This is a genomic window from Alicyclobacillus contaminans DSM 17975 (assembly GCF_000429525.1).
GTDB classification, from domain to species: domain Bacteria; phylum Bacillota; class Bacilli; order Alicyclobacillales; family Alicyclobacillaceae; genus Alicyclobacillus_A; species Alicyclobacillus_A contaminans.
In genome coordinates this window covers 22,815-45,407 of the sequence record NZ_AUCA01000010.1, presented here as the reverse complement: position 1 = coordinate 45,407, position 22,593 = coordinate 22,815, and the positions used below count along the sequence as shown (strand labels likewise).

Annotated in this window: 19 protein-coding genes, 1 tRNA gene, 1 other RNA gene and 1 pseudogene; 5 read left to right on the top strand and 17 right to left on the bottom strand. The window is 60.8% G+C overall.

The features are described from left to right. Positions 1-66 precede the first annotated feature (66 nt). A complete protein-coding gene (locus tag G463_RS0105835) occupies positions 67-1,728 on the top strand; it encodes a putative polysaccharide biosynthesis protein (protein WP_035486000.1) in 1,662 nt (553 codons plus the stop codon). A gap of 31 nt (positions 1,729-1,759) precedes the next feature. Here the strand turns inward: G463_RS0105835 and G463_RS0105830 are convergent, their stop codons facing one another. The 5 genes from G463_RS0105830 to dnaX form a co-directional block, all read right to left on the bottom strand. Further along, the gene (locus tag G463_RS0105830; RefSeq protein WP_026974404.1) at positions 1,760-2,032 is read right to left on the bottom strand and encodes a pro-sigmaK processing inhibitor BofA family protein; all 273 of its coding nucleotides are present in this window, start codon (positions 2,030-2,032) and stop codon (positions 1,760-1,762) included. A gap of 72 nt (positions 2,033-2,104) precedes the next feature. Continuing rightward, positions 2,105-2,410, bottom strand: a complete 306-nt coding sequence (locus G463_RS19080; protein ID WP_051321989.1) for a DUF2508 family protein — start codon at positions 2,408-2,410, stop codon at positions 2,105-2,107. 123 nt (positions 2,411-2,533) lie between these two features. Continuing rightward, positions 2,534-3,133: a recombination mediator RecR gene (recR, locus tag G463_RS0105820; protein WP_026974403.1), complete on the bottom strand. Its 600-nt coding sequence runs from the start codon at positions 3,131-3,133 to the stop codon at positions 2,534-2,536. A gap of 3 nt (positions 3,134-3,136) precedes the next feature. Beyond that, positions 3,137-3,448 carry a YbaB/EbfC family nucleoid-associated protein gene (locus G463_RS0105815; RefSeq protein ID WP_026974402.1) on the bottom strand — a complete coding sequence of 104 codons (312 nt, stop codon included), beginning with the start codon at positions 3,446-3,448 and terminating at the stop codon, positions 3,137-3,139. 7 nt (positions 3,449-3,455) lie between these two features. Continuing rightward, positions 3,456-5,105: a DNA polymerase III subunit gamma/tau gene (dnaX, locus tag G463_RS0105810; RefSeq protein WP_026974401.1), complete on the bottom strand. Its 1,650-nt coding sequence runs from the start codon at positions 5,103-5,105 to the stop codon at positions 3,456-3,458. A 223-nt stretch (positions 5,106-5,328) separates the two neighbouring features. On the opposite strand from dnaX, the pseudogene G463_RS22190 reads away from it, so the two are divergent. Beyond that, positions 5,329-5,753 (top strand): annotated as a pseudogene (locus tag G463_RS22190) (MBL fold metallo-hydrolase). Then, positions 5,754-6,317 (top strand): TetR/AcrR family transcriptional regulator, encoded by a 564-nt coding sequence (locus G463_RS0105800; RefSeq protein ID WP_026974399.1) that lies wholly within the window; start codon positions 5,754-5,756, stop codon positions 6,315-6,317. 61 nt (positions 6,318-6,378) lie between these two features. On the opposite strand, the gene G463_RS0105795 is transcribed toward G463_RS0105800, so the two are convergent. The 7 genes from G463_RS0105795 to G463_RS19065 form a co-directional block, all read right to left on the bottom strand. After that, entirely contained in the window at positions 6,379-7,467 is a 1,089-nt protein-coding gene (locus tag G463_RS0105795; RefSeq protein ID WP_245575701.1) for a two-component system sensor histidine kinase NtrB, read from the bottom strand. A 164-nt stretch (positions 7,468-7,631) separates the two neighbouring features. Next, positions 7,632-7,731, bottom strand: an RNA gene (ffs, locus tag G463_RS22185) — signal recognition particle sRNA small type. 136 nt (positions 7,732-7,867) lie between these two features. Continuing rightward, a tRNA-Ser gene (locus G463_RS0105790) sits at positions 7,868-7,957 on the bottom strand. Next, a complete protein-coding gene (gene tadA, locus G463_RS21630) occupies positions 7,944-8,420 on the bottom strand; it encodes a tRNA adenosine(34) deaminase TadA (protein WP_051321999.1) in 477 nt (158 codons plus the stop codon). Before tadA ends, G463_RS0105790 begins: the two co-directional genes overlap by 14 nt. After that, positions 8,407-8,838, bottom strand: coding sequence for a late competence development ComFB family protein (locus G463_RS19070; RefSeq protein ID WP_245575700.1), 432 nt, complete (start codon positions 8,836-8,838; stop codon positions 8,407-8,409). The genes tadA and G463_RS19070 overlap by 14 nt, the downstream gene beginning before the upstream one ends. A gap of 39 nt (positions 8,839-8,877) precedes the next feature. Then, the gene (gene acs, locus G463_RS0105775) at positions 8,878-10,863 is read right to left on the bottom strand and encodes an acetate--CoA ligase (protein ID WP_245575699.1); all 1,986 of its coding nucleotides are present in this window, start codon (positions 10,861-10,863) and stop codon (positions 8,878-8,880) included. Positions 10,864-10,930: 67 nt separating this feature from the next. Further along, the gene (locus G463_RS19065) at positions 10,931-11,851 is read right to left on the bottom strand and encodes a LysR family transcriptional regulator (RefSeq protein WP_051321988.1); all 921 of its coding nucleotides are present in this window, start codon (positions 11,849-11,851) and stop codon (positions 10,931-10,933) included. Between the two features lie 121 nt (positions 11,852-11,972). Between G463_RS19065 and G463_RS0105765 the strand changes: the two genes are divergently transcribed. Beyond that, positions 11,973-13,091 (top strand): citrate synthase, encoded by a 1,119-nt coding sequence (locus G463_RS0105765; protein ID WP_026974395.1) that lies wholly within the window; start codon positions 11,973-11,975, stop codon positions 13,089-13,091. Positions 13,092-13,288: 197 nt separating this feature from the next. Beyond that, complete coding sequence (gene asnB, locus G463_RS0105760; protein ID WP_026974394.1) at positions 13,289-15,136, top strand: asparagine synthase (glutamine-hydrolyzing); 1,848 nt, start codon at positions 13,289-13,291, stop codon at positions 15,134-15,136. 52 nt (positions 15,137-15,188) lie between these two features. Here asnB and G463_RS0105755 read toward each other — a convergent pair whose 3' ends face one another. From G463_RS0105755 to G463_RS0105730, 5 genes are all read right to left on the bottom strand, one after another. Next, a complete protein-coding gene (locus tag G463_RS0105755) occupies positions 15,189-16,373 on the bottom strand; it encodes an MFS transporter (RefSeq protein WP_026974393.1) in 1,185 nt (394 codons plus the stop codon). 377 nt (positions 16,374-16,750) lie between these two features. Beyond that, entirely contained in the window at positions 16,751-19,507 is a 2,757-nt protein-coding gene (locus G463_RS0105745; RefSeq protein WP_026974392.1) for a UPF0182 family protein, read from the bottom strand. A 54-nt stretch (positions 19,508-19,561) separates the two neighbouring features. Then, on the bottom strand, positions 19,562-20,200 hold the full coding sequence (gene mtnB / locus G463_RS0105740) for a methylthioribulose 1-phosphate dehydratase (RefSeq protein WP_026974391.1): 639 nt from the start codon (positions 20,198-20,200) through the stop codon (positions 19,562-19,564). Then, positions 20,201-20,869 (bottom strand): MtnX-like HAD-IB family phosphatase, encoded by a 669-nt coding sequence (locus tag G463_RS0105735; protein ID WP_026974390.1) that lies wholly within the window; start codon positions 20,867-20,869, stop codon positions 20,201-20,203. Further along, positions 20,866-22,092 carry a 2,3-diketo-5-methylthiopentyl-1-phosphate enolase gene (locus G463_RS0105730; RefSeq protein ID WP_026974389.1) on the bottom strand — a complete coding sequence of 409 codons (1,227 nt, stop codon included), beginning with the start codon at positions 22,090-22,092 and terminating at the stop codon, positions 20,866-20,868. Before G463_RS0105730 ends, G463_RS0105735 begins: the two co-directional genes overlap by 4 nt. Positions 22,093-22,593 lie beyond the last annotated feature (501 nt).

The following is a 22,593-nucleotide window of genomic DNA, read 5'->3' as shown; positions in this document are numbered from 1 at the left end:
TTGTTTACCCGGCGAGGCCTGGCGGGGTGTGCTATAATTGCGTTGCATTTTCAGGAGGTGAACAGTGTGGCAGGGCAGACCGGGACAAATCTGGCGCGCGGAGCGTCCATCATGGTGCTCATGGTGACGCTCTCAAAGGTGCTTGGGCTGCTTTGGATTGTCCCGCTGTCACGACTGATTCACGAGGACGGAATTGGCTATTACTCACAAGCGTATTCACTGTATGTGTTTGTATTGACCCTGTCGACGGCGGGCTTCCCAACCGCCATGGGCAAATTGGTCGCGGAGCGATTGGCGCTGCGGCGGTACGCCGAAGTGGAGCAATTGTACCGAACCACCCTTCGCACGGTGATGCTGCTCGGCGTGCTCCTCTTCCTGCTGACCTGGTTCGGCGCGCCGCTGTACAGTGCGTTGACGGCCATCCGGGAAACGCACCAGGCGCAGAGCGCGGTGACGTTGTCCATTCGCGCGTTGGCACCGGCCATGCTGGTGATCCCGGTGCTCAGCACACTCCGGGGGTATTTGAACGGATTTCAGATCCTCGAGCCTTCGGGGTATTCCCAGGCGGTTGAACAGTTGGTTCGAGTTGCCACCATTGTGTTGGGGGCCTATGGGGTGATAAAAGCCGGAGGCACTATCGCGGAAGGTGCGGCGGCGGCCACCTTTGGCGCGGTGACCGGCGCGGTCGCCGGCGTCATCTTGTTGATCTTCGCGGTGGTCCCGCTGCGGCGGCGGTTTCGTCCCCAAGTCCAGCGCCAACGCAGCCAGTTGACACCTCGTCAGGCGCTGCGACTGCTGGCCAGTTACGCGCTGCCGGTGTGTCTCGGGTCCTTGGTGGTTCCCATCTCCGGCCTGGTCGATTCGCTGACCATCACGAATTTTCTGATGTGGGCGGGTGACAGCTACCAGGTTGCCAATGCCCAGTATGGCATTTTTTCGCGCCAGGCGATGCAGCTCATCCAACTCCCGCTGGCGTTCGCCATGGCGCTCGGGGTATCGGTGTTGCCGGCGATTGCGGAAGCCAGCGCCAAACGAGATGAGGGAGCGGTGGAGGCGCGGATCCGGGACGCCTTTCGCTCCATGCTGTTCATGACACTGCCTGTGGCGGCGGCTCTGCTTGTCCTCGGACGACCACTGGATCAACTGCTCGCGGGAGATACCAAAGGGGCGGTCATCGTCTCCAGCGTTTGTTTTATGGGTATTTTTAGCAGTTTGGAGACGCTGTCCACGTATTTGCTGCAGGGCCTTGGGAAAATGTATCGGCCGGTTCGGAATATGTTTCTCGGGGTATGCGTCAAAATCGTGATGAACCTCGTCCTGATTCTTCCGTTCCATATTCTTGGAGCCGCTGTGGCGACCAGCGTGGGCTATCTGGTCTCCACAACGTTGAACGTACTCGCTGTCAAAAAGTACGCCCACAGCCGGGTTTCCGTGTGGAGGCTCAGCGCCCCGCTGATGGTGGCCAGCGTGCTGTGCGCTGTGGGCCTGTTCCTCGGAAATCGGCTGGGTATGGCGGTTGCACACGGCATTCCGTCCGCCGATGTTCAGGCACTGTTCCAAGTGGTTCTGGGCGTGGCATTCGGCGGTGTCCTGTACGTGACCGCCGCCATTCGGATGCGGGCCGTGACCCCATCGGAACTCCAGCGAATTCCCATGATTGGCCGCCGCCTTTCCCCATGGGCGGCTCGCCTTCAGCGTCGAACACCGGCCACCGGCGCCCGGCGCTGACGCCATCATCATCGGCCCCATCCGCTCCGCTTCATCCGGAGACCAGCCACAACTTCATCACAATCAGAGCTGCCACACCGGGAATGCCGAGAAAGCCTGCGGTCAGTGCCGTCACCGGATTGAACGGCAGATGGAAGTGAAAATAGCCGCCTATCCAGTTGACCGCCAGGACGAACAGACACCCCAGCACTGCACTCTTCACCAATTTCCACGCCATTTGCCGCGGATAGCGCACCACCTGCGCCACAGCGTAGACGCCAATGAGAAAAAGCCCAATTCCAATCAGCAAATGCTGTTCAGACACGGCTCGTCCGCCTCCTATCGTCGGCATCGCCAAAACGCGTCATTCCCCACAGCGTCCGGCGGCGCACGAACATCACTCCGCCCGCTCCGCCCAGTACCAGTCCATGTCTTCCAAGGCCAGGTTCCACCGGCGGGCGAGCTGGAACAGATAATTGAAGTGACGCTCTGCGGCGCCGAGCCGGAACACCACATGGTCAATCAGGAGTGGATCCACCACGCTGTCGAACTGCTGCCGGGCAATGTCCAGTTCCCGCTTTGACCGGCGGAGCGCGGCCAGGAATTCCTGCACACTTTCTGTCGGCGTCACATCACCGCTCCCCGGTGTGTGCAAGGCCAACGGCTCCTCGCGGAATTCGGTTCCCGATTGTCGATCACGCACGAGAAAACGCCCCCCTCTGTCCAGAGTCACTAGATCATAGACAGTGGGACGGGCGTTTATGACAAGCATTTCTCCTTCATATTTATAGAGTTATAGAGACCGCCTGTCGGGACGCCGGATGCGTCAGATTTGGCGTCGTCCTTCCAGCGCTTTTGCCAGCGTGACTTCGTCGGCATACTCCAGATCTCCACCGACAGGCAGGCCGTGGGCGATGCGGGTGACCATCACCGAAAACGGCTTCAGCAGACGCGCGATATACATGGCCGTGGCCTCGCCTTCCACATTCGGATTGGTGGCCACAATCACTTCCCGAATGTCGCTGGTTCCAATGCGCTGAACCAGTTCCTTCATTCGAATATCATTCGGGCCGATGCCCTCCAGTGGGGAAATCGCACCGTGCAACACGTGGTAGCGGCCATGAAACTCGTGCGTCTTCTCCATGGCGGCGACGTCCTTGGCATCTTGGACGACGCAGAGCACGTGATTGTCGCGAGATGGATCCCGACAGATGGAGCACGGACTGTCCTCGGTGATATTGCAACAGATGGCGCACTCCGTCAATTTCCGCTTGACGTCCTCCAGGGCAACGGCAAACTCGTGGACATCCTCGGCGCTCATGTCCAGCACACAGAACGCCAGGCGCGTGGCGGTTTTCGGACCGATGCCCGGCAATTTCATGAACTGTTCTACGAGATGCTGAATGGGTTCAGGAAATCCCCACATATCTTAAAACAGTCCTGGGATATTCAGGCCACGCGTGTATTTGCCCATGGTCGATTCGGTGAGTTGGTCCACTTTTGCCGTCGCGTCCTGCAGTGCGGCGACCAGCAGATCCTGGAGCATCTCGACGTCGTCGGGATTGACCACGTCTTTGTCAATCGACACCGCGGTCACCTGCTTGTGCCCGGACATCGTCACCTTCACGGCACCGCCGCCGGCCGTCCCCTCCACGGTTTGCTCAGCCAGAGCCTCCTGCGCCTTCAACAACTCTTCCTGCATCTTTTTCGCTTGCTTCATCAGCTGATTCATGTTTTTCATAGGACGTTCACTCCTCGCGAACTTCGATTCGTTCCTGTGGGAACAGCTGCTTCGCCCGCTCCACCACGTCGGCGTGCGGCGCGGATGCCGGTTCTGCCGCCACAGCCTCCTCCCGAGGCTGCAAGGTTTGCTGAAACGCTGTCCAGTCGCTGTGCACCAAGGCCAGGACCTGAACGTCCCGTTGAAACACCTCGGAGAATGCGGCCTGGATGGTTTCCCGTTCCTCCCGTTTCATCACGGCGTTGCGATGCACCGGACTGCTGAACGCGCAAACCACCGTATCGGGCGTCGCCAAAACGACTTCTCCATTGATTAACCAGGCGTGCGTTTGAATCCGCCGGTCCTTGACCGCTTGCAACAGGTCGTCCCACCGGCTGCGGACCATCTGTAAAAACGCATTATCGGCCGCGGCGTGCAGTTGTTTGAGGACCTCCAGCTTGCGCGCCGCAGAACCGGTGGCAGTCGTCCGCCGCGTGGCGGGCTTGGCCACGGCACTTGCCTCCACGACGGGGGCATGCGTTGATCCGCTGGCCGGCGCCGCTTCCTGAACGCTTTGCCCAGCCGCCGGCGGGCTTGGCGCTTCCGTCGGAACTGTCACGGCCAATCCCATCAACGCCGCTTCCAGTGCAAGCCGGGGCTGGTCGACAAAGCGAAGGTTCATGTACGTCTCACCGAGCTTTTCAACCGCGTGCAGCAACCACTCCACGGAACATTGCTCGGCCGTCTCCCGATATCCAGGTCGCGCGGTCTGCCCTTCCCCGCGCGATACCTTGACGATAAATAAATCCCGAAGCACTTGCAAGATCTCGTGAACGATCCGCTGCGCGTCCTTCCCGGCTGAATACCACGCCATCAGCTGCTGCAGGGCGCCGAGCACATCCCGGGTGGCCAGTTGACGAACCAACCCCAGGAGATCTGCCGTGGCGACTCCGCCCATCACATGCGCGGCCGTCTCGGCGGTCACGACCCCTTGGCCGAACGCCACCGCTTGCTCCAACAGCCCCAGCGCATCCCGGAGTCCACCGTCCGCCGCCTCCGCCAGGCGCCACAGCGCGTCCTCCTCATACTGCAGCCCTTCCGCGTCGCAGACCTTGCGCAGGCGATCCACAATGACCTCCGGCGCAATCCGGCGAAAATCGAAGCGTTGACAGCGGGATACGATGGTGCCGGGAATTTTGTGCGGCTCCGTGGTGGCGAGCACGAACAGGGCATGCGCGGGCGGTTCCTCGAGCGTTTTCAGCAGCGCGTTGAACGCTTCCGTGGTCAGCATGTGGACTTCGTCCACGATATACACTTTGCGCTGAAGCTCCGCAGGCGCATATTGCACTTTGTCCCGGAGTTGGCGAATTTCATCGACGCCGCGGTTGGAGGCCGCGTCAATTTCCTCCACATCCACGCTGCTTCCTGCATTGATGCTTCGGCACGCTGCGCATTCGTTGCACGGCTCCACGCCGTCCGGCTGAAGGCAGTTGACCGCTTTGGCAAGAACTTTCGCGGCACTGGTTTTTCCAGTGCCCCGTGGCCCGGAGAACAGGTATGCGTGAGCCACCTGCCCACGGGCAATGGCGTTGGTCAACGTTTGTGTCACGTGCGGTTGTCCCATGATGTCCTGAAAGGTCTGTGGCCGCCAGGCTCGGTACAGTGCTTGATAGGACAACAAGACCCCTCCTTCCCCGTGGCCACTTCGAGTGCCGTCCGCGAAGCGAACTGCCCCTCTGCACGCGCTCCGTTCATCCCCGTGCATGACGACTGACGTAGACCATTCTACCCAAACGCAGACCCGAAGTGCCACCTTCGGCTTGAAAGGGCCTCAAAAAGTTCGACAAACTAATTATATTAGTTTATAATCTAATAACATTAGCTTACAGGGGGCGTCCGCCATGCGCTGCACGAATTTCGGCCACTGTGTTCAGATCACGTTTTTTCCTGCCCTCTTTCCGGTCAACTGCTACCTCATTCGCGACGATGATGGTCTCACACTGATTGACGCCGCGCTGCCGTCCAGTGCCCCGGCCACACACCGGGCCATTTCGCGTTCCTCGACGTTCGTGACAACACGCTCATCGCTGGGGATGCCTTTCAAGTGCGAGGCGGTGTCGCTGTATCCGGTACGCTGCGACCGCTGTTCCCCTTCCCCGCATGGGCCACCTGGCATCCGGAGACAGCGCTTCAGAGCGCCAAACAGTTGCGAGCACTGCGCCCCGCTCGGCTCGCGGTCGGACACGGCAGCGTCGTGAATCACCCGTTGAAAGCGATGGATGAGGCCATCGCCAAAGCTGAACGTCAATTGAAGGGGAGAATTTGAATGAGCGCCCGCCATGGACTCAACAAGGCAGGCATCGTCCGTGCCGCAGGGAAACTGGCCGATGCATTGGGCCTGCACAAATTGACCATGTCGCTGCTGGCCGAGCACCTCGGCGTGCGCACGCCGTCCCTGTACAACCATGTGAATGGACTGGAAGAATTGCGCAGAGAACTGTCACTGTTGGGGTTGGAAGAGTTGAACGGCCGATTGCAGCGAGCGGCCATGGGCAGGTCCGGATTGGATGCGATTCAAGCCATGTTGCACGCGTATCGTGCATTCGCCAAAGAGCGGCCGGCGCTCTACGAGGCGACCCTGCGCGCACCGGACAACGAAGACGCCGCGCTGGAAACCGCTGCTCACGCCATTGTGGACACGGTGCTCACGGTGCTTCAACCCTTTCACTTGCAACAAAACGACGCCATTCACCTCGTGCGCGGGTTTCGCGCCATCGGCCACGGCTTTGCCGCATTGGAGGCCGCCGGAGCCTTCGGCATGGCGCTGGACGTGGACGAGAGTTACCGCCGCCTCATCGCGGCGTTCCTGGCGGGAATGGAGCAGAGGTAGGACTCATTCCCGCCCTCTGTGGGCGTTTGGCGGGTTCCATCGGAGATGATGCGCCTGTGCCTCAGTTGGTCAAATCCGGTTCGGTGGCCATCACCGGCAACAGGACGCTGAAGGTGGTACCAAAGCCTTTGGACGATACGCGAATCTCCCCACCGTGATCCGCAAGAATGCGTTGGCAGATGGGCAGGCCGAGCCCCGTCCCCTTGTCCTTGGTGGTGTAGAACGCGTCGAAGATTTTATCCATCAAATAATACGGAATGCCAGGGCCTGTGTCGGACACGTCCACGCGCACCCATTCGTTCTCCGGATACGCCGAGATCTTCAACATCCCGCCGTTCTCCATGGCTTCCATCGCGTTCTTGGCCAGGTTCAGCAGCACCTGCTTGAGCATGCCGGAATCGGCGACAATTCTCGGCAGCGGCTTGACCGAACATTCAAACTCAATACTCAACAACAGAGCCTCCGATTGAATCAATGGACAGATCTCCTGAATCACCGTTCCCAAGCAGCACGGCGCCATCTCCACCTTGTGCGGCTTCGACAACAGCAACAGCTCGCCCACCAATCCGTTCACCCGTTCAATTTCCTGCAGCATGACACGAGTGTAATGCAACTCTTCGTGCATCGACTGTCGGGAGAATCGCTCTTCCATCACCTGCAGGAAGCCCTTGATGGTCGTCAGCGGATTTCGAATCTCATGGGCGATGCCCGCGGCAATCTTACCGACCGTCGCCAGCTTGTCCGACCGCTGCATATGCTGCTCCAACATGGTGAAGTTGCCGAGGTCTTTCATCACCACATACATGCCTTCCAGCGTCCCGGCCGGCGCCTCCTTGCGAAAGGAATCCAGCAGCACATGCCGGATGGAGCCGTCCACAGCCCACGTCATCACCTGGTTCCGATACTCCCGTTCAAACGTCACCATGGCGGACAGGACCTGATACTCCTCCCGATCCGGATTCAGGCATTCTCGGAGCGCCACCGGCTGTCCAATCGGCACAACCGCGTCCAGCAGTTGTGCCGCCAGCCCGTTGTACACGGTCAACTCCAACTGCTTGGTCAAATACAGGACGCCCGAGTTCAGCCACTCGACTGCGCGCCAATCTCTCCAACTCCAGTCCTGTTCGGCAAACGGTGTGATTGCGGCCAAATTCAAGACCTCCATCCCTGGGTTACGCCTTGATTTGGACACCCGCTCTACGACTCCTGCCTGGTCGACAAAAGCTCTATTCAAACGACAACAAGTTGCAAGATTCTCGTCGCAGTCCATGCGTGCTCCAACACAAAAAACGGACGCCACTCTCCGACCAGAAACCAAATCAGGTGACCCCACGTCGCCCGGAAGGTCTCCCTTAGTGCTGCTTCCGTCAGGACCTGACACGGTTCGGAAGTTTCCGCCGCATGGGACCCAACTTGGTTTCTGGTCGCAGAATGCGTCCTTCGTTCCTCATGTACTGTATGCCGCTTGGCTCTGCTCCGGACTGCGGAGCGGACACACATTGGCGAGGAAAGGGCGAGCGCGACGCCCGCCCTTTCCTCGCATGCAATTGTGGCGGAGAGAGTGGGATTCGAACCCACGAGACCCTTGCGGGCCTACTCGCTTTCGAGGCGAGCTCTTTCGACCACTCAGACATCTCTCCGTGTCCGTCGCGCCGTTCGGATTTCCCGGAAGAAATCCTTCAGTATCATACCACACTCGTCCGCCAAAATGCCAGCGGTAATTTCCGGATAATGATTCCATCCGTCGACATCCAACAATGCCACGCGGGACGCCAGCGCACCCGCTTTCGGATCCGCTGCGCCGTAGTACACATGGCGAATCCGGGAGAGCAGAATGGCCCCCGCGCACATGGGGCACGGCTCCAGGGTCACGTACAGGTCACACTCCTCCAACCGCCAGCCATTCAATGTCCGGCTCGCCGCCTGCAGCGCAATCAACTCCGCGTGCGCCGTCGGATCCCGCCAGGTCTCTCGCCAGTTGCAACCTTCGCCGATGATACGCCCCCCCTGAACGACCACAGCGCCAATCGGCACCTCGCCGCGCGCCTTCGCGTGTGCCGCCAACTCCAGCGCACGCCGCATGAATGATTCATGTATCGACATCAACTTTCCACGACTCCTCCGTCGCCGATGGCGCAGCCTCCTCCGCTCGTGAGGTCGTGGCCGCCTCGTCCGTCGCCTTCGCGGCCACTCCCGCATGACGCGGCCGTTCCGCGACAATCCGCGCCGCAGCGGCCAATTCGCGAAGAATATCCGACTGCAGCTGCGGATTGAAGTATTGCGCCTTGACGTACATCGTGCCTTGGTCCGTGGAAACATACCGCGTCGGCAAGTGATTCAAAGCAATCGCCAGGATGTCTCCCACGCACTGATCACATTCACATGCCAGTCGGCCTTTATGAATATAGGCGTCCTCCAGCATTGCCCGCACCAAGACTTCTGTGACATTGTACAACACCAACGCAATACCGCCCTCTCCAGCTCCCAGTCTGGCTGGCGGCCGCTTCGCGGCGGCCGCCATCCCGAGATACTCCTCATTATACTCATATTGCCAAGTGTCTCACATATTTTTCTCGTCTCGGCTGCCGAAGGCTCCCAATTCCTGAATCAAGCGGTCCAGAATATCGTTGTCCTCGAGCCCCGTGGTGTCGCCCTGCACTTTGCCTTCCCGCAAGATTTCCCGGAGCATGCGGCGAATGATCTTCCCGGACCTGGTCTTCGGCATGGATTCCACAAAGTAGACCGCCCCCGGCCGGGCAAACGATCCGATGTCTGATTCCACTTTTTTTCGCAGTTCCTCGGCCAGTTCATCCCCCGCCTGGTAGGAGGCCTCCAACGTCACGAACGCAATGGGCACCGTGCCCTTGATCTCGTCCGGATGTCCCACGACAGCCGCTTCCACCACCGCGGGATGCTGAATGAGCGAACTCTCCATTTCCATGGTGCTGATGCGGTGGCCGGACACATTGACCACATCATCCACGCGGCCAAGCACCCAGAAGTGGCCGTCCTCATCCCGAACCGCGCTGTCGCCTGTGAAGTACGCGCCCGGAATTTGTGAGAAGTACGAGGACAGGTACCGCGCTCTATCTCCGTACACGTCGCGGGCGAGGGTTGGAAACACGTTGCGAATGACCAGATAGCCCGGTGTGCCGTCCGGAACCGGACGACCTTCGACGTCCGTGACCTCCAGCTGGTGGCCGAAGAACGGAACGCCGCAACTGCCCGGTTTCATGTCCACCGCACCCGGTAGGGAGGCCAATGGCGTGCCGCCCGTCTCCGTTTGGCCCCAGGTGTTGTTGATGACGATCCGATCTTTTCCCACCACTCTCCGTATCCAATGCCACGCCTCCGGATTCAGGGGTTCGCCCACCGATGCCAGCAGCTGCAGAGACGACAAATCAAACTGTTTTGTCAATTCTTCGCCGAACTTGACCAGCATGCGGTAGGCGGTTGGCGCGGAAAACAACTTGTTGACCGCATACCGTTCGATGATCCGGTACACCTGTCCGCAATCCGGATGGTCGAGCGCCCCCTCGTACAGAATGGTGGTGGCGCCGAGCGCGAGGCCGCCCACCAACACGAAGATGTGGGAGGTCAGCCAGCCGATGTCCGCCGTATTCCAGTAGACGTCGTTTGGCTGCAGGTCGAGCTGGTATTTGGTGTACGCGTAGGTGCCGAGCAGAAATCCCCCGCCGGCGTGTATAATGCCCTTCGGTTTGCCGCTGGTGCCGCTCGTGAAGATGAGCAGCCCCGGATCGTTGCAGTCGAGCGCTGCGGCGGGACAGCGCGCATTCGCCGCTTTCATCAACGCCTCATAGTCCAGGTCTCTGCCCTCCTGCATCGGCGTATCCAGGTCGGGAATGCGGCGATACACAATGACGTGATGGACGCCGTCCACCCCTTCCAGCGCGCGATCCACCGTTTCTTTCAGGCGAAGAATGTTTCCCCTGCGATAACTCCCATTGCTGCAGATGACCGCCTTCGCGTTGGAACTGACAATGCGCTCCCGCAGGGCCTCCGGAGAGAAGCCGGCGAAGACCGTGTTGTACACAATGCCGAGGCGCAGACAGGCCAGCAGCACGACGTAGGTTTCAATCAAGTTCTGCATGTACACGCTGACCACATCGCCCTGCTGCAGACCGAGGTCCTGCAGCACATTCGCAAACTTCTGTACGTCGCGATGCAACTGCCCGTAGGTCACCGCTCTGGCGTCTCCGTGTTCACTCTCGAAAAACAGCGCGACTTTGTTGGTGGTGGCCGGGTTTTCCGCATGTCTGTCCACGCAGTTTTCACAGACATTGATGCGGCTGCCGGGAAAGAACGCGAAGTCGGGCATCTGCCCCTGAATCACGGCCTCTTCTCGCTGCTGCCACCGCAGTTCGTCGGCAATCTCGCGCCAGAACGCTTCCGGATGTGAGATGGACTGTTCGTACTTGGCCTGGTACGCATCCCAGGAACGGATGTACGACGTGCGAACGTACGCATCCGGTGGAGACACTTTTGCACTCTGCGCAATGAGCGACAGCGTTTCCGTTTCTGCCACACGCATCACCTCATGTAAACGTTTTCATATAAATCGCCAGTGCTTCTCGGAAGTTACCTTCATACTACTATTCTCCGCGGTTTGCTGATAGACCTGTTTCAAACTTTCGGATCCGCATGTACGCCTGCACCTCCTCCGCGAACGCCGACACCGCCGGAGACAACGCGCCGGTGCGAAGGAGCAGATACGTGGCCACCTTCGGCAGCGCGAACGCTGAAAAGGGAACCTCCGCCACCGTGCCGCGAAGAAGTTCGCGCTGCACAGTGCTGGCGGGTAAAAAGGAGACCCCCATGCGCTCGACAATCCAGTGAATGGTCACGTGCACCTGGCTGACCGGCAGGGTGCGCACATCTGGATAGAACCGTTGCAGCGCAGGCACCAGCGCATCCCAATACCCCGGATGATTGTGGGTGAGCACTGGATGGTCGGCCAACCAGTCCTCCGGACTCTGCGCAGGCCCGTCCAGGTCGGCGCCGTCGGCTGGGACGATGAACAGCAGCGGATCGTCATACAGCGGCAGGCACTGGACCTGTGCATGCGCCACAGGGAGCCGGGTGAAGGCGATGTCGCAGGCGCCGGAGAGCACGTCGGACAGCAGATCCGCAGATTCCCGAACGCGAATGGAGAACTGGATTCGCGGGTTGCGGCGTGAAGCCTGCTGAATCCACCGAGGCAAATAGGTGGTGGCAATCAGCGGTGACGTCCCCACCACCACGGTCGTGTCGTAACCCGCCCGCCAGCGGTGAAGCTGTGCTCTACCGTCGCGCCAGTGGCGAACCACTGCGAGCGCGTGCGGGAGGAATTGGCGACCGGCGGGACTCAGGCGCACCTGCCGGCCAACACGTTCAAACAACGACATGCCGAGTTGTTGTTCCAGCTTTTGAATGTGCAGGGTGACCGTCGGCTGCGCGAGATGCAGCAACTCGGCGGTCTGGCGAAAATTTTCCGTTTCCGCCGCCACAACAAACGTCTGCAACCAATCCAGCACCGACATCCTCCCCTTCGAAAACTGATTACAATCCGCAATCAATTCACTCACGTTTATTCATTATACATTATCAAAGGTTAGCGCTATGCTGAAGCTGTGAATGGAAGAGGAGGAATGGACCATGGCGAGTACGAACGGATTGGAGCACGTGGTTGCCGCACAGACCGATTTGAGTCTGGTGGACGGCACGGCAGGTCGACTGGTGTACCGCGGCCATTTCGCGCAGGATTTGGCGCAAACCCGGTCCTTCGAAGAGGTGGCCCATCTATTGTGGGCAGGGCGGCTGCCGAATCCTGCGGAGCGCGCGGCGCTCGTGGACGAACTGCGGAGCCAGCTTTCGTTGCCGGAATACGTGAAACACATCATCCAAGCGCTGCCTCCGGAACAGAGCATGATGGATGTCCTGCGCACCGCGATTTCCGCGCTCGGTGCTGCGGCGGCGTGGCCGCCGACGCTGGCCGACGCGAAACGCCTGACCGCGGCGATGCCCAGCATCATCGCCCATCGGCAGGCGTTTCTGGAGCATCGCGCGCCGGTGACGCCGCACCCGGATCTCGGCTACGCGGCCAACTACCTGTACATGTTGAGCGGAGAGGTTCCGTCCCCCGAGAAAGCACGGGCGCTGGAAGCCTATCTCATCATCACGATGGAGCACGGCATGAACGCGTCCACCTTCGCGGCCCGCGTGGTCACGTCCACGCAGTCCGACATGGCCTCCGCGCTGGCTGCCGCGCTCGGTGCCATGAAAGGACCGCTGCACGGCGGCGCCCCGGCCGAAGTGATGTCGATGCTGGAGGAGATTGGCACGGCAGAGAACGCGGAGCCGTGGCTGCGGCAAGCGCTCGAGCGGGGAGAACGGCTGATGGGGTTCGGCCACCGCGTGTACAAGACCAGAGATCCGCGCGCGGTCGCGCTGCGCAGCGTGGTTCAGGGTATGCGCGACGAAGATCCCCTGTTCAATCTCTCGGTCGTCGTTGAGGACACCGCCATTCGGCTGCTCAACGAGTACAAGCCGGGCCGTCAACTGTATAGCAACGTCGAGTATTGGGCCGCCGCCATTCTGCGCACGGTCAACATGCCAAAGCCGCTGTACACCCCCACGTTTTCCGTCAGCCGCGCTGTCGGCTGGACCGCGCACATCCTGGAGCAGGCCGCCGGCAACCGGCTGATTCGACCGCAATCGGAATACGTCGGTCCGCTGCCCATCGACGACGCCACGTCATTGTCCACCACGCGCTAACCACTCCCCAAAAGGCCGGCCAAGCCACCCGCGGCGTGGCCGGCGTCCACGCCCCCCGTCCTTTCTCCTGCGTACGCCCATTGCACCTTTTTCCTCATGGTCGCATAAGGTACTGCGTGACATGGGCATTCGCCCGGGTGTCCGCAAGCCGCGGAACCGGGAGCTCACAACCAACAGGCTGGGGGGCTGAGACCGACATGTGTGGGATTGCAGGATGGATTGACTGGGAACGCGACCTGACCCAAGAAGCCGAAGCCGTCCAGGCAATGGGGGAAACACTCGCCTGCAGAGGACCGGACGCGTGCGGCCATTACCTGTCGTTGCACGCCGCCTTCGCGCATCGGCGGCTCATCGTGGTCGATCCGAGCGGCGGCACGCAGCCCATGTCCCGCACCTTCGGCGGCAAGACCTACACGCTCGTCTACAACGGCGAGCTGTACAACACCGAAGAGGTGCGGCGCGAACTGCTGGCGCAGGGCTTCACCTTCCAGTCCTACTCGGATACGGAAGTTGTCCTCGTCGCCTATGTGTGCTGGGGACCCGAGTGCGTCAAAAAATTCAATGGAATTTTCGCTTTCGCCCTTTGGGACGAAGCCAAGGAACGGTTGTTCATGGCCCGCGACCGGCTGGGCGTCAAGCCGCTGTTCTACGTGCGGCGCGGGAGCGGGGTCTGGTTCGGATCGGAAATCAAAGCCATTCTCGCCCACCCGGACATCGAGCCTGCGGTGGACGCAGAAGGCTTGGCGGAAATTTTTGCGATTGGCCCCGCACGCACGCCGGGACACGGGATTTTCAAGGGGTTGGAAGAAGTCCGAGCCGGGCACTCGGTGCTTGCGACCCGGGAGCGATTCGTGACCTCAGCGTACTGGCGCCTGGAGAGCCGGGAACACACCGATGATCTCGACACCACCTTGGAGACGGTGCGCGACTTGTTGGTGGACACGGTCACGCGCCAACTGGTATCGGACGTTCCGGTCTGCACGCTGTTGTCCGGCGGGTTGGACTCCAGCGTCGTCTCCGCCATCGCCGCGCGTTACTATCAGGCGCAGGGCCGGCCACCTCTGCACACCTACTCCATTGAGTTTGAGGACATGGAGAAGTACTTTCAGGCCAACGCGTTCCAGAAGAGCTTGGACGCGCCGTGGGCGCGGAAAGTGTCCGATTTTCTCGGAACGGTCCACCACTCGGTGGTGTTCGGCATGGACGAGATGACAGATCATCTGTTGCACCCACTTCGCTACCGCGACGTCCCGGGCATGGCGGACATCGACGTCTCCATGTACCTGTTCTGCCGCGAGATCAAGCGCAACCACACCGTCGCGCTCACCGGAGAGGCGGCGGACGAAGTGTTTGGCGGCTACCCCTGGTTTCATCGACAGGATGCCCTGGCGGCGGACACGTTCCCGTGGTCGCTGCGGCTGCATGAGCGCGTGAGCATCCTGTCGGAAGACCTGAAGCGGATCATTCGGCCGGAGGAATATGTGGCGGACCGATACCGCGAAGCGCTGGCGGAGGTGCCGCGGCTGCCCGGAGAATCCGCCCACGATGCCCGGGTGCGCGAAATCAACTACCTGAGCATCACGCGATTTCTGCCCACCCTTCTGGATCGAAAGGATCGCATGAGCATGGGCGCCAGTCTGGAGGCCCGCGTTCCATTTTGCGATCATCGCCTGGTGGAATACGTCTTCAACGTGCCCTGGTCCATGAAGACCTGCGACAACGAGGTGAAAGGGCTCCTGCGCCGCGCCATGCGCGACTATCTGCCGGAAGACGTGCTCTACCGGAAAAAGAGCCCGTATCCGGGCACGCCAAATCCAGAGTATCTGGAGGCAACCCGCAGCGGCATCCTCGCCATCCTGGACAATCCAGACGCGCCCGTTCGCCCGCTCGTCGACACGGCCGCCATCCGCGCTTTGGCCGAGGCGAGCCGGCAGCCCATGGAGCATCGCCCGTGGTTTGGGCAGATTCTGGCCACGGCGCAGCTATTCCACTACCTCATGGAGGTCAACGCGTGGCTGAAGGAATTTCACGTGCGTCTGGTGTGAAAAGAGAAAAGGTGCGGGAACGGCAAATCCCGGCGGGCATCCACTTGGCGCATCAACCGTGGACCGCCCCCGCCGCACCGTTTTCGTGCAATCCTTGTTTCAGCGTCGCGTGGCTCGCGCGAAGACCCATCCAGGCAATCAGCAGCAGGATGGCACCCAGCCAAAAAGGCGCCTGCACCCCTACGTGGTCACCCAGCCAACCGCAGAGGATGGGCGACAGAGCCGCGCCGGCCCAACGCAGAAAGTTGTAGCTGCCGGACGAAATCGAACGCGAGAACGGCGAAACCTCCATCGCCATCGACGTGAACACGGCATTGGCGATGCCGCAGAAGAAACCGGAGACCACGACGAGGCATACCAGAACCATGCCCTTCGCCACCGCAGCAAAAATGAGCAGCACACACATGCACAGCAGGTTCCACTCGAGCAGCCGCAACGGACCCAGCCGCGGCCGCAGCCAATTCACCACAAACACGGAGGAGACGCCAACCAGCACACCCCAACCGAAGAACGCCACGCCCACTTTCATGCTGCCCAGTTGTTGAAACGCCGGCGTCAATGGAGAATAGGCCAGCACTGTGAAGAAGACAAAACTGTACAACAGGCCAATCAAGGCGTTGGTCCGGACCGCCGGGTGCCCAAGCGCCCGAATGATATCCCGCGCCTTGCGCGGCGCCTCTTTTTTTCCGGAATCCTTCACCAGAAACAGTGTGAACAGCAGGCCAATCAGCATCAGCGTGGATGTTCCGAAAAACGGAAAACGCCAGTGCAGGCTGCCGAGAAATCCGCCGAGCAGCGGGCCGGACGCCATGCCGAGCCCGAGCGCCGCTTCGTACAGCGTGATGGCGGCCGCCATGCCGCGCGTGGAGGCGCCCACAATGATGGAGAGCGCCGTCGACGTGAAGAACGCGTTGCCGAGGCCCCATCCGCCGCGAAACACCGCGAGAAAGCCGATGTTCGGCGCAAGACCGCTGAGTGCCGAAAAAATGATGACCAGCGTGAGACCGGTCAACAACACCCGGCGTGCGCCGAACTTGGTCGCCAACACGCCGGACAGCAACATGGCGATGGACATCACCGCAATGTAGCTGGTGAACAGCCACTCCACCGCAAACTTGGAAATTCCCCAGGCGTTCAGAAGGGATCCGAGAATCGGATCCACAATCCCTATGCCCATGAAAGCAATCAACGCGGCGAATGCTGTCGCCCAGACTGCGGGAGGAAACAACTTATGCATCCACCTGACACCTCGCACAACCATTTATTTCGATAATCGAAAAATACGTGCACCATTATATCATGTTTCCCTCCTCCGTCATAGTGGCGGATCTCCAAAAGCCAGTCGCAGCGACGCCTGGGCCGCCTGGGTGAAAAAAGAGCGCACCCCGAAGAGTGCGCCATGACTGTATCCCAGAATGTTCTCTCGGTCAGCAGGTGGTCGCTCCGTCGTACGGGACCAGCAGCACAAACAGGACGAAGATGATGAGAAACACAATCGCCCAACGTGTGTATCCGCCAAGTACACCGTCGTACACTCAGGTCACCCCCCAGCTGTTGCCTGATTTCAGCATATGTGCCCAGAGGGTGCCGTGAATGGACGGATGACCGTCCCTTTCATCCGGTCTTGCTCGCTTTCTGCAGCTGCTGAAGAACCTGCCCGAGCTGCTTCAGGTCCGCGCCGGCTGCTTCGAAGTCTCCCTTCGCTGTATCCGATTCGTACTTCTGGAACCACTGGTTGGCCTGATCCGACAGCTGCGCCACCGTTTCGGTTGCGCCCGTCCCTGCACTTGGCGTTGCTCCGCCCGCCCCGCCTGCGGGCGTGTTCGGCAACGGCTCAGCCCCGTTGCTGCCGCTGCCCAACAGATCTTGAATCGCGGCGCCGAGCGAATCATCCATGTAGACCTGCTTGTTGTAGTCCACAATCACGCGCTGCAGTTGCGGCAGAGACCCCTCGCGGCTGGCGACAATGTAAATCGGCTCCACATACAGGACCGTGTTGCCAAGCGGAATCATCAGCAGATCGCCGCGCACAACGTGGGAACCCTGCTGGTTCCACAGGGTCAATTGGGACGATACGGTCGGATTGGAGTCAATCTGATTCTCCGCCTGCATCGGCCCGAAAATCAGGCTGGACTGCGGGAACTGGTAGAGCGTCAGCTGACCGTAGCTCCCCGGATCGTTGTCGGCAATCAGCCATCCGTTCAGGTTCATCTTCTGGTGCGGCGTGAACAACGCGCTCAGGACAAAGTTCAACTGCGTCCGATCCGGCATCCGCAGCATCTGGTACACCGGCGGACGCGGTGCGGTCTCGTTCTGGTTGTACACCTGCTCCGCCAGGTCCCAGAGATCCTCCTGGTTGTAGAACGCGGCCGGATCGGTCATATGGTAACTGGCCAGCGCCGTGGCCTGCACCTGAAACAGATCCATCGGATACCGGAAGTGCGCGCGCACGTCGTCCGGAATCTGCGTGGTGAACAGTTTGGGGTAGACCCGCATCAGGCTTTGAATCATCGGATCCGACGGGTCCACCACGTAAAACGTCGTCTTCCCGGTGTAGGCGTCCACCACCACTTTCACGGAATTGCGGACGTAGTTGGTGTTCATATAGGTCTGTGCGTACGGGATGTTCGAGGTTTCCGTGAACGCGTCCAACATCCACTGGATATGGCCCTGGCTGTCGATAAACGGGAACGCATCCGAGTCATACACCAAGAACGGAGCGATGTCCTTTACCCGGTCGTAGATGTCGCGGTCGAACAGGTACTGGGACTGGGCCGTGATTTGATCACTCGTGAAGAATTTCAGCGATTTCTCCTCCAGAGCCAGCAGCCAGCGGTTCCCGTTCACCGGCAACCCATAGCCTCCCTGATAATGCGACGTGTGATCCGCGGCGCCGGCGGGGTAGTCGAACTCTCCCTGTTTGGACGGCGCAATGACGTCGTTCTGCATCATCCCGAAGTAAATCTCCGGTCGCGTGATGGCGGGAATGGGCGCCTGTGTGGTCTGCGGCGTGTCCTTCGCCCATAACAGCGGCAGGCCGTCCGCGTCAAAGCGATTCACCGGACTCGCCGCGATGCCGTAACCATGGGTGTACACCAAAGTGCGATTGACCCAGGTCTGGACGGGCAGTTTATCCACATCCATTTCGCGGGCCGAGATGTACACCTCGTCCTGTTGATACCGATCCACCTCAGCCGGTGTGAACTGGAAGTAATTCTTGAAACTCTGCAACTGATTGTAGATGGTGGTGGTCTGTCCCTGGTCGTTCACGCGCGCATTGTTCAACGTCGGAGTGTCCGCCTGAACTGCGGACGCCGTCAGCGTCGTCGCCGGGTTGAACGGCTTCACCGCCACGTGGTCAATGCCGAGCGCCCAACGCGTCGCATCGATGCTGCGCTGAATGTACGGCAATTCCACCGTGCTCTGGTTGGGATGAACGTACAGCGCGTTCACCAACGCGCCCACCACGCCGGTCACCACCATCGACAGGAGATACCCGCCACCGGCGTAGAACAGCGGTTTCACCCGGCTCACGGACACCACCGCAAAGCCGTCCCGCTCCACCACCAACGCGTGCTTGCCGAATGCCAGCCACCACGTGGATAGCGCCGCAATCAGCAGCAGCGTGATGTGCACCCACGTGAACACGGGGATGGTCAGACGGGCGGTCACGAAGTCCGGCCCCGCCAAAAACGTTCCATTCCCTGTCGTGTAGGCCAGGGTGAAGCGGTGCAACCACGTCAGCGCGGCGAAACCGACGAACAGCACACCCAGGCAGACCAGCAGCCCGCGCGAATGACGCTGCAACAGCGCTGCGGGAACCGGAGCCCCCAGGCGGATGCGGCGAACCGCGAACTGTTTCATCAGCGCGATGGCCGGCAGGGGGAGTCGAACAAGCATCCAGAGCGCCAGCATGGTCAACAGCCGCGCCAAGATGCCGATGTCCAGCGGCAGTTGATACACGTAGAAGGACAGGTCCAGGTGAAACAGCGGATCCACCCGGTGAAACGGCGCGTGGTGGACATACAGCAGCCAGTCGGTCGGGTTCAGCTGCCACAGTCCGGTGCCGATGACCCATCCGAGCACGGCGGCGACCACCTGCAGCAGGCGAACCAGCGGTTTCGGAGCCACCTCCCGGTACGGCCGGACCGCAAAAATGCCCAGCAGCAGGCACACGAGCCCGCCCAGATAGGTGCTGACCAACGCAATGGTCATATTGAGGCTGTAGACCGATCCGTACCCCAGCGCGACATGCCGACGCAGCGCGTACAGCTGGTCCACCCAGATGCGAGCGGCGTACAGTGCCAACAGGAGCACCAAGATCACCCACACCGCGCGCGGTATGCGAAATCGTTTCGAAATGCGTACCATGCAGTCCCCTCCCGCAGCCCGGTTGGACAGCCGGTCTGTCCCCCGGCCCTCTGCTCAGATCTGCTCCAAGCGGCGCCTGGCAGCGGCGAATTGAATCCGCCGCACGTGGTATTCAAACAGCCATTCCAATGCTTCGAGGTGACGCTTCGCCTCATCCGCCGATTGGCCAAACGCGTAGATCCCGTGGTTGCGCACGAGAACGCCCGGCACATCCGGATCCGCGACGGCGGCCACCGCGGACGCCAACCGGTTCAGGTCGTGGAAATTCTCGACAATGGGCACCCGAATTCGCGCGTTCTCTTCCCAGTGACCGAGCGCCTTCAACAGTTCATACCCTGTCAATTCGACGCCTCCGTCCTCAAAATACGCGTCAGACACCAGATTGTTGTACTGGGTATGTACATGCAGAACCGCCCCGCAGCCAAACTTGTTGTACAACTGCGTGTGAACCGCCGTCTCCGCGGACGGGCGGTACGGCGTTTCATCCACCACCTGGTTGTCTCCGTTCACGAGGATGACGTCCGCCTCCGTCAACTGCTGTTTGTCCGCGCCGCTGCGAGTGATGGCGATGCAGAGCGGATCGGCCTTGACCTTTACGGACAAATTCCCACTCGTCGCGGGCAGCCACCCGCGGGCGGCCAATTCAGCCGCCAGTTGGCGAACCTGCCGCCGTTGTTCCAACGCGTGAACCATTCACCGGACCTCCGTTTCAGATACCCAAGGATGTTCGAGAATATCGTAGAACGTGTCAAACGACGCGTGCGGCAGATGCAGCCTTTGGCACTCCGCCAGCAACTTGTCCCGCGCGAAGACGAAATCGGCGAGTTGGGCCTGTTTCACATCGGTAACGCCATCGCCCACCACCACCAGCCGCTCACCGGGCCGGCGCGTCCGCCGGATGACGGCGGGCTTGCAGAGACCGCATCCCCCCTCGCACGTCTCATCGCACGGAACGCGCCAGACCACCTGCAAATGCCCGTTCTCCTCCACCAGTCGATTGCAGTACACCGCGACGGTGTCTGCGAAAGGCGCGAGCGCGGGCACCACGAAGAAGTCAAAGCCGCCGCTGACCACGGTCAACCGCCACCCTGCGGTGCGGCAGCGCTCGACAAACTCCGCGAATCCCGGCCGGAGGACGGTGTGTTCCCGCACGTACTCCACCATCTGCGGATAGACGGATGCTGCAGTCATGCGAAACATGGCCTCCACCCCGTCTTTGACCGTTCGCCGCTTCGCGTTCACGTCCTGGACGATGTCCAGCGCCTCCGGAGGGGCGAACCGCCGAACCAGTACGCCAATCATGTCCCGTTCCGCAATCGTCCCGTCAAAATCGCAATAAAACGCCAACCGATTCCCCGTCACGCGCTTGGATACCCCCATTTGTCCAGGGCCAACCGCAGCGGTTCACTGTGTTCGGCGGCCTGTTTCAGACTTTGTCCCGCGCCGACCGCCGCCACGGCCGCCATGAACGCCTGTCCGCCGCCGGTGGCTCCGAGCGGATGGCCGTGTATTGCGCCGCCCGCGTTGACGATGATGTCCATGCCAAAGTCGCGCACCAGCGTCGGTACCAAGCCTGGGTGAATCCCCGCCGACGGCGCCGGCAGCACTGGCTTCAGGCCGTTTGGCTCGCGCAGTGATTCCACCAGGGCCGCCCCTTCCTTCGCCGCCAGGGTGACCGAGCCGTAAGGCGACGGGTAGATGGCGATGTCTGCCCCCGCCAGCCGCAGCAATTGGCCGAGCAAGATGTGGCTGGAAATGCCGTGGGTGGCCGATCCGTACATCGCCCCCGCCACCGCAGGATGCGCCAGGATGGGTACGTGCACGTCCGGATTGGACGCCAAGGCCTGCAGCACATCGTACCCGTAGGCCACCACATTGAGGAGCAGTGCGCCGGCCCCGAGGTCAGACAGGCGCTTGGCGCGTTCCAGCAGGCCAAACGTGGGCCCCGTCAGGTTGACCGCGTAAAGCACCGGTTTGCCCGTGGTGGAGGCGATGTCGTCGGCCAGCTGCCGGAACCGCTGCACCCGTGTTTCCGGGGCGGCCAACTGCTCGCTGAAGAAAATCTCATCGTCTTTGATCAGGTCCACGCCACCCGCCGCCTGTTCCCGAAAGTGAACGGCGAGTTCGTCCAAGTCCTGGCCGATGCAGGACTTGAAAATGCTCATCACGAGCGGACGGCCGTGGACGCGCGCCCGTTCCCGCACCCCGTCCACGCCGAACTTCGGCCCCGGGAATTCGGCGATGAAGGATTTTGGCAGCCGCAGATCCACCAGCCGAATCTGCCCGTCCATGGACAGTTTGCCAAACACCGTGGTGAGGAGCGCGGGGATGCTCGGGCCAAAGTTCCGCGTCGGGTAGCCGATGGTCACCTCGGCACGCACCCTGCCGTTCTCCAGTTCCTCCTGAATTTCCACCCCTTCGACCGTTCCGCAGTACGGCTGCATCGATGCCTGCCTCGTCGCGGGAAGATCCGTCCAGCTTCCCACCGTGAGGCCGACGGCCATCCCCTCCGCGCGCCGTTCCAACTGATCCGGCTTGTCCACCAACAGATACCGCGCCAACGCGTAACCGGGCTTTTCGTTCATGGCCATTGCTCCTTCCCGTGATTCCCTGCACGACAAGCGCCTCCTTCTGTGCAGAAAGAGGCGCACCGTTTCATGAAAACTCAAACTTACTATACGAATCGACAGGAGAGAAGTCAAACTTCCATAGGGATGAAAACATGGGATGGGACACAATTGTCTTGAGCCATGTCTCGAGGACGGCCTCAGCATCTATCCAGACCGTTGCGAATGGCGTAAATCGCCGCCTGTGTCCTGTCCTGCGCGCAGCGCCTCCATCACCATCGCATCCTCCACCGCGCTGAGAATCACAGGCCAGTTCCAGATCCACCTTGAATGAGAGGATGTGCACCTTCATCCAGACGGCTCATGTTGCTGGCTTTGCCACGCTTCGGCGGCTCTGTGCGCTCTCATCTTACCCTCCGGAATCTGCGGGACACAACCGCCATCAGGTCCCGTCGGGCCTCCGACTTTGGTCGGAATGCCAAACCCGCTTTGCGCCCGATTCTCTGCGTCCAACGCGAG